Source organism: Streptomyces sp. NPDC092952, from assembly GCF_044754785.1.
Lineage (GTDB): Bacteria > Actinomycetota > Actinomycetes > Streptomycetales > Streptomycetaceae > Streptomyces.
In genome coordinates, this window is sequence record NZ_JBIVPT010000001.1 from 585,940 (window position 1) to 600,922 (window position 14,983).

Here is a 14,983-nt window from a genome sequence, read left to right on the forward strand (position 1 = left end):
CCGGAAGATTCCCGTACGTCCGACCCGCAGGGGGTCGACGAGTACTGTGGGACTCGCTTCCGGTCCTCCCGGCGGGAGGCGCGCAGCATTGACACTCAACCGAGCAACCTGGTCAGTGTGCCATACGGGGCACTGGCCTGGCCAATCGGGCGGAGGATCTTACCCCGCGTGGTCGTCGGGTCAAACGCGGGCGCGCGGCGGGCGGGCCCCGGACCGGACTCCCCGGGCGAAATCGGGTGGGCGCGACGCGCCGTCCACCTTAGAGTGACCGGCCGGAAAGACCGTCGGCACCGGGGGCATCGATCATGAGTACGCACTATCCGCGCACCCCTCATCTGCCCTGGTCCCCCGGCGCCACCTCGGACGACGTACGGATCGCGGACCTCGCCGCGCTGGCCGGGCGCGAGGTCGTCGTCACCGAGAAGCTGGACGGCGAGAACACCACGCTCTACGCCGACGGGCTGCACGCACGCTCCCTCGACTCCGCGCACCACCCCTCCCGCGGCTGGGTGAAGGCGCTCCAGGGCCGGATCGGGGCCCGCGTCCCGGACGGGTGGCGGATCTGCGGCGAGAACATGTTCGCCCGGCACTCGATCCCGTACGACGGCCTGGAGAGCTTCTTCTACGGGTTCTCCGTCTGGGACGGGGACCACTGCCTGGACTGGGACCGGACCGAAACGTTCCTGCGGGGGCTGGGGATCCCGGTGCCGCCGGTGCTGTGGCGCGGGGTGCTCGACGCCCGCGCCACGAAGGCGCTGCGTGCGCTGCGGCCGGACACCGGGCGGCAGGAGGGGTACGTGGTGCGGCCGGCGGACGGCTTCGGGGCCGGGGAGTTCGGGCGGCTGGTGGCCAAGTGGGTGCGGCCGGGCCATGTGACCACCGGGACGCACTGGATGCACGCCGCCGTCGTGCCGAACGCGCTGGGACCGGCCGCCGCGCTGTGGGCGGTGCGGTCCGGGGCCCCGGCCGACGCGGGGGCGCTGGCCGAAGCGGTCGGGCCGGGTGCGGGCCCGGACGGGTGCGAGGGGGACGCCGGGGCGGTGGCCGCGACGGCCGACGCCCTGGACGCGGCGGGGGTCACCGGCGAGGACCGGCTGGCCGGGGTGGTGGCCGCGCTGCTGCGCCGCTCCCGCCGCGCCGGGCTCGGCGGGGCGCTGGCCCCGGCGCTGGGGATGCCGCTCGCCCGGCGCGTCGCCGACCTCGTCGGGCTGCACCCCGCGCTGCACCTCCCGTACCCGGACGAGGAGCGCCGTACCGGGCTGGCCCGGATGTCCCGCGCCGCCTCGCTGCCGGTGCTGCACGCGCTCGCCGGGGCCGTGGCGGAGAGCGGCGGGGCGCGCGAGCAGGTGGAGTGGTCGGCGCTGCACGCCCAGGAGGCGGCGGAGCCGGCCGGGCTGCGGGCGGCCTTCGACGGCCTGGCGCCCGAGGCCGCCGCGCGCTGCCTGGCGCAGGCGCGCGAGGCGTACGCGCTGGGCCGGATAGCCACCGCCGAGGAGGCCGTCGCCGCGACCTGGCGGTGGCGGGACGGGGACTTCCCCCGGCTGGTGCAGCTGGTCGGGCCGTCGGGCAGCGGCAAGAGCACCTTCGCCCGGTCGCTGCCCGGCGTCGACACGTACCTCTCGCTGGACGATCTGCGGCTGGCCCGGGGCTCGCGCGCCGACCAGCGGGCCAACGGGGAGGTGCTGCGCGAGGGGCTCGACCGGCTGGACGCGGCGCTCGTGCCGGGCGCCACCGTCATCTGGGACGCCACCTCGCTCAACGCCCACCAGCGCTCCCTGGTCCACGCGGTGGCCCGGCGCCGGGACGCGCTGGTCACCCATGCCGTGGCGCTGGTCGGCGAGGCGGAGCTGGTCCGCCGCAACGGGCGCCGGGACCATCCGGTGCCGCCCGGGGTCCTCGACGCGCAGCTGCGCCGCTTCGCGCCCCCGTACCCCGGCCAGGCCCACCGCACCTGGTACATCGGCGCGAGCGGCGCCGTCGAGGACGAGGCGTAGACCGTGGAGGACGAGGCGTAGTGCGTACCAGCGAGGAGATCTACCACCGGGTCCGGTGGGACGGCCGGTTCGATCCGGCGCGTTTCGTGATGGGCGTGGCGCAGCGCGGCCGGGAGGCGAAACGGGTGCCGCTGCCCCGGTTCACGCCCGGCGGGGAGATCCCCTGGCACCGGGTGCTGTTCTTCGAGGCGGACGGCGAGCTGGTCTGGGACCGCTCCACGGGCACGGACCGGATCGACGCGACGGAGGCCGGGCGGGTGCGGACGCCGCGCCGGCTGCCGTCGCCGTACTTCGTCTCCCGTACGCCGCACGCGTACGCGGCGGACCGGTCGGCCTGGATGCCTGTGGACCCGGCGGCCCCGGCTCCGGCGCCGCGTTCCTGGCCGTTGACCGTGCTGACCTGGAACACGCTGTGGGACCGCTACGACAGCGAGTTCATCCGCACCGCCGAGCGCAGACCGCTGCTGCTCGACGCGCTGCGCGACGCGGACGCCGACGTCATCGCCCTCCAGGAGGCCGAACCGGCCCTGCTCGACCTGGTGCTGGCCGCGCCCTGGGTCCGGACGGAGTACACCGTCTGGGCCGATCCGGCGGGCCGGGACACCGCGGAGTACGGTCTGCTGCTGCTCGCCCGGGTGCCGGTGGTGGAGGCGGGGCTGCACGCGCTCGGTCCGCACAAGGCGGTCGCGGCGGTGGTCGTGGCCGGGCCGGACGGGCCGCTCACGGTCGCCGTGACCCATCTCAGCAGCGACCACTCGGCCGACGGCGCCCGCCGCCGGGACGCCGAACTGGCCGATCTGGCAATGGGGTTGGCGGCCGTCGAGGGTGAGCTGGCGCTGCTCGGCGACTTCAACGACGGCGGAAGCACCCCGCAGGACCGGCTGGGGATAGCGGACGCCTGGAGCCTCGTGCACGGTGCGGACGACCGGACGCCCACCTTCGATCCCTCGGTCAACGCGCTGGCCGCCGTCTCCTCGCTGACCGGGCGGGTCTCCCGGCTGGACCGGGTGCTGCTCCGCACCGAGCGGCTGCGGCCCGCCTCGGCGGCGCTGCTGGGCCGGACGCCGGGGCCGGACGGGCTGTACGTCTCGGACCACTTCGGGGTGCTCGTCGGGCTGTCCGCCGACGCCCCGCTCGAAACGGATGAGAACGACGAGGTGGATGAGGCGGACGAGGTGCGTGCGGCCGGTGTGGTGCGCCGGGTGGCCGCCGCGCTCCCCGGGGCCGCCGTCCACCCGGCCGGCTCGCGGCGGATGGGCTGCGCCCTGCCCGGCGCGGACGTGGACCTGGTCGCCGCGCTGCCCGGCACGGTCGACCCGGCGGCGGTACGGGAGCTGCTGGCCGGGGCGCTGCCGGACGCCGTGGACCTGCGCGAGGTGGCCGGGGCCCGGGTGCCGGGGCTGCGCTTCACGCTGGACGGGCTCGGTGTGGACCTGGTGACCGTGGCGGCGGGGACCGTTCCCCCGGCCGGGGCGGTGGCCCGCCGGGGCGAGCTGGGCGGGGCGGCGGCCGTGGCGCTGAGCGCGGTGAGCGACGCGGAGGCGGTGGCCGGGGCGGCGGACCCGCACCGGGCCGCGTTCGTCCGGCTGGCCCGGGAGGTGAAGGGGTGGGCCCGGGCGCGCGGCCTGGACTCCGCCCCGTTCGGCGGTCTGCCCGGCCTCGCCTGGGCGGTGCTGGCGGCCCGTACCGCCCACGAGGCCGGCCATCTGGGCCCGCTCCCCCTGCTGCGGCACTTCTTCGCGATCTGGGCCATCTGGGACTGGGCCGAGCCGGTCGGCGGCCTGCTCCAGGCTCCCCCGGGCGACCCGCTCACGGTGCTGACGCCGACCGCGCCGGTCCGCTCCTGCACCGCCCAGGTCTCCCCGGCCGGGCGCGAGCTGATCGCCGGGGAGCTGCTGCGGGCCTGGGAGATCCTGGAGTCGGCCGCCGACGGGGACCCCGTACCGCGCGCCCTGCTCCGCACCCCGCCGTCCCCGTACCCGGACCACGCCGGCTGGGCGCTGGTCTCCGTGCGCCACGGGGCGGACGAGGGCCGGTTCCGCGGCCGGGTCCTCGCCCTGCTCGCCGCCCTCGCACGGGCGGGCGCGCCGGACGCCCGCGTCTGGCCCCGCCCGTGCGGCTCGGACGCCGTGTACGCCCAGTACGCCCTCGGCCTCGGCCGCACCCCGCCCGACGCGTCACGGCTGGCGGAGATCGGCACCGAACTTCTCCGCGGTCTGCCGGGCGCCACCCTCCACCGCACGGCCCCCGGCCGGGAACGGAAACTGCGATGAGCGCCCCCGTCTGGTCCCTGCGCCCCGCCCGCCCCGAGGACGTGGAGAGCGTCGCCGAGCTGCGGGCCGTCGTGATGCGCCCCGATCTGGAGCGGCTGGGCCGCTACGACGAGCAGCGCGTACGGCAGCGGCTGCGGGACGGGTACGCGCCGGAGCACACCTCGGTCGTGGTGGTGGACGGGGAGTTCGCGGGCTGTGCCGCCCTGCGGCCGGGCGAGGGCGGGCTGTGGCTGGAGCACTTCTACCTCTCCCCCGCCGTCCAGGGGCGCGGCATCGGCACCGCCGTGCTCCGTTCGCTGCTCGCGCGGGCCGACGCCGAGGGCGCGACCGTACGCCTGGACGTGCTCCGGGGCAGCGCCGCCCGCGCGCTGTACGAGCGGCACGGGTTCACCGAGGAACGGCGCGACCCGGTCGACGTGTTCATGGTGCGTACACCGGTACGTTGAGCCGACCGGGGCAAACCCCCGGAGTCCAGGCAACCCGCCCCCCAAGATCACCGTCTATCCCGGCGCAGCGGCGGCCCTCCCCCCCACCGCGGTCTGCGCACCGGCGGGCGGCATCGGGCCGTCCGCCGCGAGGGAGTGGACGGAGCACGGTGTGACGGATCGACCCGGCCCGCGCGTACCCGGTTCGGGGACGCCGCGGCGTACGGTGCTGGCGGCGGCCGGAGCGACGGGGCTCGCGGCCCTCACCTCCTGCGCGGCGCCCGCCCCGCCGCGCCGCCGCGACCCCGCGGCGGACCCGATGCCGGGGCTGCCGATCAGCACCACGCACCCGGCCCTGATGCTCCAGGTCCTCGCCCATCCGGACGACGACCTGTACTTCATGAACCCGGACACCCAGCAGGCCCTCGACGGCGGCACCCCGCTCGTCTGCGTCTACCTGACCGGCGGCGAGGCCACCGGCGTCAACCGCATCCCGGGCCGCCCGCTGCCCGCGCCCGACAAGGCGGCGTACTCCTCCGCCCGCCACCAGGGCCTGCGCCAGGCGTACGCGACCCTGCTGGGCGTCCCGATGTTCGCCGAGTGGCACCGGTCGGTGATGGAGCTGGAGGGCGGCCACCGCGCCGAGCTCAACACCCTGCGCCACGAGGGCCGCAAGGTGGACCTGGTCTTCGTCAACACCGCCATGCACACCACGTACGGGCGGCTCGGGCTGCCCAGCCTCTGGCAGGACCGGCGCCTGGTGCTGCCGACCGTCGTCGCCGAGGGCTCCCCGCTGCGGAAGGCGGGCTCGTACACGTACGACGGGCTGATCGACGTGCTGGCGGGGCTCTTCGAGCACTACCGGCCGAGCATCGTGCACACCATGGACCCGGACCCGGACGTCCAGCACAGCAGCCAGGCCGTCCGCATCGCCGACAGTGAGCAGCCGGGCTACTCCGACCACCCCGACCACACGGCCACGGCCCTGTTCACCTGGGCCTCGCTGATCCGGTGGGTGGCGCGGTCCACCCGGGACGGCGGCCTGGTCCCGAGCTTCGCGGTCACCTCGTTCCGGGGCTACTACAACCGGCACTGGCCGAAGAACCTGCCGCCCGCGGTGCTCGCCGAGAAGGCCTCGCACCTGGTCCCGTACGGCGGTGAGGTCGGCTGGCGGTGCGGCAATCCGGCGGGGTGCGGGGACTACAACGTCGGCGGTGACCGGCCGCTGACCAACCGCAAGGGCTGGGTGCGCTCCACCCACTACCGCTACCCCGGCCCCCGCCCCACCCTGGCCACCGAGCCGGACGGCCGGCTCGTCAGCTACGAGGTGCTGGGGCTGCGGGCGGTCCGCCGCCGGGAGACCGCGCCGGGCACCGGGGTGTGGGAGACGCCGGACGACCTCGGCGGCGGCCCGCTCGCCCCGGTCCTGGGCGGGACGACGCTGGCGGACGGGCGGCACATCCTGGCCGGGCTGCGGTTCTCGGCCCTGGAGGGGCACGGCGGCGACAACGAGCGGGAGGTCGTCGTCCTCGAACAGCGCCACCCGGGCGGCGCCTTCCGCGCGTGGACGGGGCTGGGCAACCCGGAGCACACCCACGATCTGGGGCGCCGGCTCGGCGTCCCGGTCCTGGTCACCGCCCCCGACGGCCGGGTCCACCTCTTCGTGCGGAACGCGGAGAAAGGTCTCAGCACCCGGGTCCGGGGGACGGACGGCCGGTGGAGCGGGTGGCGGGACACCGGCGGCGGCGAGGTCCAGGACGGTCTGAGCGCGGTGGTGGACGCCGAGGGCCGGGTCCATGTCTTCGCGGCGGGCCGGTTCGCGGTGCACCACTGGACGCAGGACGAGCCGGGCAGGGACGTGACCGCCCGGACCCAGATCACCGGGGTGCCGGTCCCCGGCGACGGCCCGGCCGCGCTGCCCGCACCGGACGGCAGCATCGAGCTGTACTACCGCGCGGCGGCGAAGGCGGCCCTGACCACCGTGCGGACCGGGGAGACCGCCGAGGAGACCGGCATCGACGGCTACGGCCGCCCGGTCCCGGACCGGGCGGGCTTCGACGGCTACGGCCCGGTGGCCGCCGCGGGCACCCCGGGCGCCCCGGTCCTCCTCGGCCGCACCGCGACGGGCCTCCTCCAGCTCCGCACCCCCGCGGGCCTCCTCGTACGGCGGGACGGGCCGGTCGCCCTCGACGGCCCGGTCCTGCACCTCACCCCCGTCGGCCGGCCGGTGGTCGCGGCTCTGGGACCGGACGCCCGTCCCTGGCTCTGGCGGCCCTGACCTGGGCTGATGGGCGATGCCGGTGGACGCCCGGGGAACCGGGACTGCCATTCTCTGGTCATGCTCAAGGTACTGATCGCCGAGGACATGGCCGTCGTGCGGGAGGGGCTCGTCTCCGTGCTCGACCGTGAGCCGGGCATCGAGGTCGTGGCCCAGGTGTCCCGGGGCGACGAGGTGTGCGCGGCGGCCCTGGCCACCCGGCCCGACGTGGCGGTGCTGGACGTCTCCATGCCCGGCCGGGACGGCATCACCGCGGCCCGGCAGCTCACCGGGCTCCTGCCGTCGTGCCGCGTCCTCGTCCTGACCGTGCTCGACCGCCCGGGGCACCTCCGCGCCGCCCGGGAGGCGGGCGCGTCCGGCTACCTGCTGAAGTCGGCCACGGCCGGGCAGGTGGTGGCCGCGATCCGCACCGTGGCGGCGGGCGGCCGGGTGTACGACGCCGGTCTGCTCGCCGAGGAGCGCGACGCGGGGATCTCCCCGCTCACCCCGCGCGAGGCCGAGATCCTCCGGCTGGCGGCCCGGGGCGCGAGTGCCGCCGAGACCGCGGCCGAACTGTTCCTCTCCGTACGCACCGTCCGCAACCACCTCTCCCTCGCCACCGGCAAGCTCCACGCCCGCACCCTCGTGGACGCGGTGCGCATCGGGGAGCGCCACGGCTGGATATGACCCCGGCTCCGGCTCCGGCTCCGGCTCCGGTGGAACGCGCTGGGCCGACAGCCTCGTTCCCGTACGGGACCCGGCCGTGGCTCGCCGCGGCTCACTCCGCACTCCGCTGGAATATCCATGCCCCAGCGAGTATCAATCCCGCACATCCAAGAACAGGGGCACCTTCATTCCTTCCGAGAACCAGAGAAATAACAGCCCCACCGATCAAATTCACACAACCCAGCACAAAGAATACGATAGAGTTCTTGCGCCGATCAGATTTCCGCACCCGCATACCCCCTTCCCCTGCATCCCATTATCCGAATGCATGCGCAAGCGATCTCATGCCGCCGCGGAGCCACTGCGAACCTCGGACGTAGCGAGCGACCCGCTCCGGCTCTGTCAGACAGCTCCTCCCGCACTTTCCCACCGAGCCCGACTCCCGCGCTGGTGATGATGGACTCGATAAATCCTGATATCACTTACCTCTCCCCCGCCCGCCCCAAGGAAGGGGGCGCAGTGCGGCAAAGCCGTAGAAGGCGAGGAGAAGGTTAAGAAAAACGAAACCTGGCGCAAGGAGGAACGAGACGTAGCGGTCCAGGCGGTCATCGAATTCACCTGCACCCCCGAACGCCACGCCCAGTACGAAGAGCAGCGCGAAATTCAGCACAGCGAGGGCGGCCAGCACGCCCAGGCGTCCAGCGCGCGTGCGGCCGTCGACTCTCGCTTCCTCGGCACACCTCGGATCCCTCGCCTGGAACAGCGAATGAATCACAAACGCCAGGATCAGGGCGATATTCCAGAGAGGGATCTCCCTCATCCATTCCAGAACACCACGGTTCGCCATGATAGATGTCGCACATACAGCGATCGCCGGCAGCCACAGGCGAAGTGCCACGACAGCGGTCCTATCGAGAACGAACCTGGAGTACGTTACTTTTTCCACCCTTGCAGCCCCCGCCACCCTCATTTTTGTAATCCTGAAGATTACTCGATTCCTCTTACTCCTGCCAACGTCACCCTTTCACCCCGACGCCACCTCTTCCAGCCAGCCCGAAAGGGCACCAATAGAGTCGAAGAAATGAAGATACCCATCGCCATCGAACAGGAAAATGGGAGACTCTACGCGATTATTCACGGTAATCCCTTGAGGTAATGGAGTGCGCAGGACGCGGACCAGTACGAGTACAGCGACAGGTTCGCCGAGAAGATCTTCTGGCCGCCGAACTCGGCGACGTCGAACTTCAGGTACGACCGCGCCTTCGCCGTTCCCCCGTCGCACGTCCCGGACTTCAGCTCCTTGGACGAGGACCGCGAATCCGGGTAGTTGGTCGCCACCCAGGTGTCGGTATCGGCCCACGCGCCGCTGTCCTCCCGCAGGCGCACCGGTGCCGCGAACACCTCGGCCGAACCTGACGACCCGCGCCACCGCGCTCGGCGGGACGCTGACCGCCGAGCGGCCGTCCCCCGCTCCGGCGAGTGGCTACTGAGAACTTTTTTCAGGTGCGTGATGCCTGGTATGCCGCCCGTGTGATCTTGCGGTCAACCAGCGAATGAATGCGCCAGTCGGCCAGACTGCCGGGGACCATGCGCAGTAGGCAGCGGTCAATACGGCCACAACCAGGCATCCAGGTGTGACGAAAAAGAGACCAACGGCTCTGACCCTGCCGAATACCTCTCCGGTCCCCTGCAGGAGACCGGACCCAAGGATACAAAGACCAGTCAGCCCCAGAATATAAATTCCAGCTGTAAAGCGTGACCATTTTCCGGCAGGTCTCACGCTCGCGCCCGGCGCGATGAATACAGGCGCCACCACTGGAGCCAGGATGGCGTAAAGGAGTACAACTATCGAAACAATGATGGTCGAGGTGCGTGAAAAATATCCCCAAAGATGGTCGACGAAGCCTCCTGACTGTGTCGCCGTCGCACCGGCCGCCCCGATGAGCAGCAGCCATACGTACGTCAGGCAGAAAGCCACTCGATTTTTCATGTTCCTGTCGACGTTGCTCACGCTTTCCTCAAACCCTTCTTTCGCTGCCTGGCACAGACTTCGGGTGACCGGGTGACGCATCGGTGTGCCACCCGGTCACCTCTGCCGCTCGGATTGGCGGTTACGCTCTTGCCTCGAACCACGTAGCCGGCTGTAGCGCCGGCGCCCCAGAGTCCTGCACCGCAGGCGAAGCAGCCCCTGGCGGAACGGCCGTTGATTCGCGGTGCCCTATGTTTTCTGGCGCGCGTGCAGCGCCTGGCCGAGCGAACCTTTGACGCCGCGCGCCTGGCCCTGTTGATCGTTCGTCCCCCCGTCGTACGTCCCGGACTTCAGCTCCTTGGACGAGGACTGCGAGTCCGGGTAATGGGTCGCCACCCAGGTGTCGGTGGACGCCGCCAGGGGCGAGGTCGGGTCGACGGTCACGGGGTAGGTGAGCCCCGGCGTCCCGAAGTACTCCGGGTCGGGCCGGAGCACCAGGGTCTGGGCGCCGTTCTTCGCCGTCTCGACACTGGTCTCCACCGGGGCGAGATGCCGGGACTCGCCGGACGCGGGATCGACCGAGGAGTCCCACATCACCGGCGCCGACGCCTCGGCCGTCAGCCGGGCAGTTCCTCCTGTCGGCCCGGCTCCCCCTCAGGGAGGCACGTCCCGCCCCCGTGCCCTTCGCCCCCTGACGGCCTTCCCCGCGTCCCGGACGAGCAGGACGCCCCAGCCGAGCGCGATCGCCCCCGGCAGCACGACCCACCAGGTCCCCCAGGAGTCGGAGAGGGAGAAGGCGAGAAGGAGGACGAAGACCGCCTTCCCCGCGAGGCCGTCCGTCCAGCTCTTCCCCATGCCCGCTCCCCAGTCCCTTTCGGTCACGACCCTTTTTCGGCCACGACGTCGGCCCGTCACACCGTAGAACACCCCGAACACACCGAAGGGCCCCGTCCCACCGCATGTGCGGCGGGACGGGGCCCTTCTTGGTGCTCGTTGCGGAGCAACCAGGTCAGACGGTCAAGTAATTACTTGACGATCTTGGTGACCTGGCCGGCGCCCACGGTCCGGCCACCCTCACGGATGGCGAACTTCAGGCCCTCCTCCATGGCGACCGGCTGGATCAGCTGGACCGACATGACGGTGTTGTCGCCCGGCATGACCATCTCGGTGCCCTCGGGGAGGGTCACGACGCCGGTCACGTCCGTGGTACGGAAGTAGAACTGCGGGCGGTAGTTGTTGAAGAACGGGGTGTGACGGCCACCCTCGTCCTTCGACAGGATGTAGGCCTGGGCCTCGAACTCGGTGTGCGGCGTGACCGAACCGGGCTTGATGATGACCTGGCCGCGCTCGACGTCCTCGCGCTTGATGCCACGGAGGAGCAGACCGACGTTCTCACCGGCCTGGCCCTCGTCGAGCAGCTTGCGGAACATCTCGATGCCGGTGACCGTGGTGGTGGTCTTCTCCTGCTTGATACCGACGATGTCGACGGTCTCGTTGACCTTCAGGACACCACGCTCGATACGACCGGTGACGACGGTGCCACGACCGGTGATCGTGAAGACGTCCTCGATCGGCATCAGGAACGGCTTGTCGACGTCACGCTCGGGCTGCGGGATGTTCTCGTCGACGGCCTTCATCAGGTCGAGGACGGTCTGGCCCCACTCCTTGTCGCCCTCGAGCGCCTTGAGCGCCGAGACCTTGACGACCGGCAGGTCGTCGCCCGGGAACTCGTACTCGGAGAGGAGCTCACGGACCTCGAGCTCGACGAGCTCCAGGATCTCCTCGTCGTCCACCATGTCGGCCTTGTTCAGGGCGACGACGATGTACGGAACGCCGACCTGGCGGGCCAGGAGCACGTGCTCCTTGGTCTGCGGCATCGGGCCGTCGGTGGCGGCGACCACGAGGATGGCGCCGTCCATCTGCGCGGCACCGGTGATCATGTTCTTGATGTAGTCCGCGTGACCCGGGCAGTCGACGTGCGCGTAGTGACGCGACTCCGTCTGGTACTCGACGTGCGCGATGGAGATCGTGATACCGCGCTGGCGCTCCTCAGGAGCCTTGTCGATCTGGTCGAAGGCCGAGGCCTCGTTCAGGTCCGGGTACGCGTCGTGCAGCACCTTGGTAATGGCGGCCGTGAGGGTCGTCTTACCGTGGTCAATGTGACCGATGGTGCCGATGTTGACGTGCGGCTTAGTCCGCTCGAACTTCGCCTTCGCCACTGGGTCCTCCTGTGGAGTGGTTCTGTACGCCTTGCTTCATCGGCGCCAGGGTGATCTTTGCTGGGATGCCGGGGCCGGGGGCATTCCCCGCGTAGCTCGCGCTCCGCGACGAATGCCCCACCAGGCTCCGGTGACAAGCCTAAAGCGTGAGCTCGGGTGAGTTACTCGCCCTTGGCCTTCGCGATGATCTCCTCGGCGACGTTCCGCGGAACCTCGGCGTAGGAGTCGAACTGCATCGAGTAGCTTGCGCGACCCGAGGTCTTGCTGCGGAGGTCTCCGACGTAGCCGAACATCTCCGAGAGGGGCACGAGGCCCTTCACGACGCGAGCGCCGCTGCGCTCCTCCATGGCCTGGATCTGGCCACGGCGGGAGTTGATGTCACCGATGACATCGCCCATGTAGTCCTCGGGCGTGGTGACCTCGACGGCCATCATCGGCTCGAGGAGAACCGGGGACGCCTTCCGCGCGGCCTCCTTGAAGGCCTGCGAACCGGCGATCTTGAAGGCCAGCTCGGAGGAGTCGACCTCGTGGTAGCCACCGTCGAGAAGAATGACGCGGACGCCGGTCATCTCGTAGCCGGCCAGGATGCCGAACTGCATGGCTTCCTGGGCGCCCGCGTCCACCGAGGGGATGTACTCCCGGGGGATGCGGCCACCGGTGACCTTGTTGACGAACTCGTACGAGGCCTCGCCGCCCTCGATGGGCTCGATCGCGATCTGCACCTTGGCGAACTGACCGGTACCACCGGTCTGCTTCTTGTGGGTGTAGTCGACGCGCTCGACGGCCTTGCGGATCGTCTCGCGGTACGCGACCTGCGGCTTGCCGACGTTCGCCTCGACGCGGAACTCGCGCTTCATGCGGTCGACGAGCACTTCGAGGTGCAGCTCGCCCATACCACCGATGATGGTCTGGCCGGTCTCCTCGTCGGAGTGCACCTGGAAGGACGGGTCCTCTTCGGAGAGGCGCTGGATGGCGACACCCAGCTTCTCCTGGTCGCCCTTGGACTTCGGCTCGATGGCGACCTGGATGACCGGGGCCGGGAAGTCCATGGACTCCAGGATGACCGGCGCCTTGTCGTCACAGAGCGTCTCACCGGTGGTGGTCTGCTTCAGACCCATCACGGCGATGATGTCGCCCGCGCCCACCGACTCGATCTCCTCACGCTTGTTCGCGTGCATGCGGTAGATCTTGCCGATGCGCTCCTTCTTGCCCTTGACCGAGTTCAGCACCGAGGTGCCGGACTCCAGGCGGCCCGAGTAGACCCGGACGAAGGTGAGCTTGCCGAGGTGCGGGTCGCTCATGATCTTGAACGCCAGCGCCGCGAGCGGCTCGTCGTCGGACGGCTTGCGCTTGACGACGACCTCGGGGTCCTTGACGTCCTGGCCCTCGATGGCCTCGACGTCCAGGGGCGAGGGGAGGTAGCGGACCACGGCGTCGAGCAGGGGCTGGACGCCCTTGTTCTTGAACGCGGTGCCACAGAACACCGGGGTGACGGTCGTCTCGCCGTCCTTGCCGGAGTTGATGGTGATACGACGGATGCCCGCGTAGAGCTGCTCCACGGAAGGCTCTTCGCCCTCCAGGTAGAGCTCCATGAGCGCCTCGTCGTTCTCCGCGGCGGCTTCGAGAAGCTTGGCCCGGTACTCCTCGGCCTGCTCGGCGAGCTCGGCCGGGATGTCGACGATGTTGTACGCCTCGCCCTTGGTCGCTTCCGCGGGGTAGACGAACGCCTTCATCGTCACGAGGTCGACGACACCCGTGAAGTCGGCCTCGGCACCGATCGGGAGCTGCATGACGATCGGGGTCGCGCCGAGGCGGTCCGTGATCATCTGGACGCAGCGGAAGAAGTTGGCACCGGTGCGGTCGAGCTTGTTGACGAAGCAGATACGCGGCACGCCGTAGCGGTCCGCCTGACGCCAGACGGTCTCGGACTGCGGCTCGACGCCCGCGACACCGTCGAACACGGTGACGGCGCCGTCGAGGACGCGGAGCGAACGCTCCACCTCGACGGTGAAGTCGACGTGACCCGGGGTGTCGATGATGTTGATGGTGTGGTCAACATCATTGAGCGGCCAGTGGCAGGTCGTCGCGGCGGACGTGATCGTGATGCCGCGCTCCTGCTCCTGCTCCATCCAGTCCATCGTGGCAGCGCCGTCGTGGACTTCACCGATCTTGTACGAAACGCCGGTGTAGAAGAGGATCCGCTCAGTGGTGGTCGTCTTGCCCGCGTCGATGTGGGCCATGATCCCGATGTTGCGGACCTTGGCCAGGTCAAGCGAAGTGGTGGCCATAAGGCTCAGTCTTCTCTCGGTCTCGATGTGGGTAGCGACTACCAGCGGTAGTGCGCGAAGGCCTTGTTGGACTCGGCCATCTTGTGGGTGTCCTCACGCTTCTTGACGGCAGCGCCAAGACCGTTGGACGCGTCGAGCAGCTCGTTCATGAGGCGCTCGGTCATGGTCTTCTCGCGGCGGGCGCGGGAGTAGCCCACGAGCCAGCGCAGCGCGAGGGTGGAGGCGCGACCGGGCTTGACCTCGATCGGCACCTGGTAGGTGGCGCCACCGACACGGCGGGACTTGACCTCGAGCGAGGGCTTGACGTTCTCAAGCGCGCGCTTCAGCGTGATGACCGGGTCGTTGCCGGTCTTCTCGCGGAGGCCCTCCATGGCGCCGTACACGATCCGCTCGGCGGTGGAACGCTTGCCGTCCAGCAGGATCTTGTTGATCAGCGAGGTGACAAGAGGAGAGTTGTAGACCGGGTCGATGATGACCGGGCGCTTCGGGGCGGGGCCCTTACGAGGCATTCTTACTTCTCCTTCTTGGCGCCGTAGCGGCTGCGGGCCTGCTTGCGGTTCTTGACACCCTGGGTGTCGAGCGAGCCGCGGATGATCTTGTAACGAACACCCGGCAGGTCCTTCACACGGCCACCACGCACGAGCACGATGGAGTGCTCCTGCAGGTTGTGTCCCTCACCCGGGATGTAGGCCGTGACCTCGATACCGGAGGTCAGACGCACACGCGCGACCTTACGGAGGGCCGAGTTCGGCTTCTTCGGGGTGGTCGTGAACACACGCGTGCAGACGCCGCGGCGCTGGGGCGAACCCTCGAGTGCGGGCGTCTTGTTCTTTTCGACCTTGTCCTGCCGGCCCTTGCGGACCAGCTGCTGGATCGTAGGCACTACTTCTCC

General features: G+C 70.7%; 13 protein-coding genes. 5 read left to right on the forward strand and 8 right to left on the reverse strand.

Features of this window, described 5'->3' with window-relative positions:
• Positions 1–305: 305 nt before the first annotated feature.
• From ACIQGQ_RS02680 to ACIQGQ_RS02700, 5 genes are all read left to right on the forward strand, one after another.
• Positions 306–1,994 (forward strand): RNA ligase family protein, encoded by a 1,689-nt coding sequence (locus ACIQGQ_RS02680; RefSeq protein ID WP_402389740.1) that lies wholly within the window; start codon positions 306–308, stop codon positions 1,992–1,994.
• Between the two features lie 20 nt (positions 1,995–2,014).
• On the forward strand, positions 2,015–4,267 hold the full coding sequence (locus ACIQGQ_RS02685; protein ID WP_402389742.1) for a poly(A) polymerase: 2,253 nt from the start codon (positions 2,015–2,017) through the stop codon (positions 4,265–4,267).
• Entirely contained in the window at positions 4,264–4,713 is a 450-nt protein-coding gene (locus tag ACIQGQ_RS02690) for a GNAT family N-acetyltransferase (RefSeq protein ID WP_402389745.1), read from the forward strand. Before ACIQGQ_RS02685 ends, ACIQGQ_RS02690 begins: the two co-directional genes overlap by 4 nt.
• A gap of 151 nt (positions 4,714–4,864) precedes the next feature.
• Positions 4,865–6,970, forward strand: a complete 2,106-nt coding sequence (locus ACIQGQ_RS02695) for a PIG-L family deacetylase (RefSeq protein ID WP_402389747.1) — start codon at positions 4,865–4,867, stop codon at positions 6,968–6,970.
• Positions 6,971–7,030: 60 nt separating this feature from the next.
• Positions 7,031–7,636, forward strand: coding sequence for a response regulator (locus ACIQGQ_RS02700; RefSeq protein ID WP_402389749.1), 606 nt, complete (start codon positions 7,031–7,033; stop codon positions 7,634–7,636).
• A 457-nt stretch (positions 7,637–8,093) separates the two neighbouring features.
• Here ACIQGQ_RS02700 and ACIQGQ_RS02705 read toward each other — a convergent pair whose 3' ends face one another.
• The 8 genes from ACIQGQ_RS02705 to rpsL all read right to left on the reverse strand — a co-directional run bounded on the left by ACIQGQ_RS02705 (position 8,094) and on the right by rpsL (position 14,974).
• Positions 8,094–8,513, reverse strand: coding sequence for a hypothetical protein (locus tag ACIQGQ_RS02705; protein WP_402389752.1), 420 nt, complete (start codon positions 8,511–8,513; stop codon positions 8,094–8,096).
• Between the two features lie 236 nt (positions 8,514–8,749).
• Positions 8,750–9,016: a DNRLRE domain-containing protein gene (locus ACIQGQ_RS02710; protein WP_402389754.1), complete on the reverse strand. Its 267-nt coding sequence runs from the start codon at positions 9,014–9,016 to the stop codon at positions 8,750–8,752.
• 817 nt (positions 9,017–9,833) lie between these two features.
• On the reverse strand, positions 9,834–10,181 hold the full coding sequence (locus ACIQGQ_RS02715; RefSeq protein ID WP_402389757.1) for a hypothetical protein: 348 nt from the start codon (positions 10,179–10,181) through the stop codon (positions 9,834–9,836).
• 57 nt (positions 10,182–10,238) lie between these two features.
• Positions 10,239–10,466 (reverse strand): hypothetical protein, encoded by a 228-nt coding sequence (locus ACIQGQ_RS02720; protein ID WP_402389759.1) that lies wholly within the window; start codon positions 10,464–10,466, stop codon positions 10,239–10,241.
• Between the two features lie 143 nt (positions 10,467–10,609).
• Entirely contained in the window at positions 10,610–11,803 is a 1,194-nt protein-coding gene (tuf, locus tag ACIQGQ_RS02725) for an elongation factor Tu (RefSeq protein ID WP_356479249.1), read from the reverse strand.
• 161 nt (positions 11,804–11,964) lie between these two features.
• Complete coding sequence (gene fusA / locus ACIQGQ_RS02730) at positions 11,965–14,091, reverse strand: elongation factor G (protein WP_366294707.1); 2,127 nt, start codon at positions 14,089–14,091, stop codon at positions 11,965–11,967.
• Between the two features lie 38 nt (positions 14,092–14,129).
• Complete coding sequence (gene rpsG, locus ACIQGQ_RS02735; RefSeq protein WP_072485550.1) at positions 14,130–14,600, reverse strand: 30S ribosomal protein S7; 471 nt, start codon at positions 14,598–14,600, stop codon at positions 14,130–14,132.
• Between the two features lie 2 nt (positions 14,601–14,602).
• Positions 14,603–14,974 carry a 30S ribosomal protein S12 gene (rpsL, locus tag ACIQGQ_RS02740; RefSeq protein WP_003948652.1) on the reverse strand — a complete coding sequence of 124 codons (372 nt, stop codon included), beginning with the start codon at positions 14,972–14,974 and terminating at the stop codon, positions 14,603–14,605.
• Positions 14,975–14,983 lie beyond the last annotated feature (9 nt).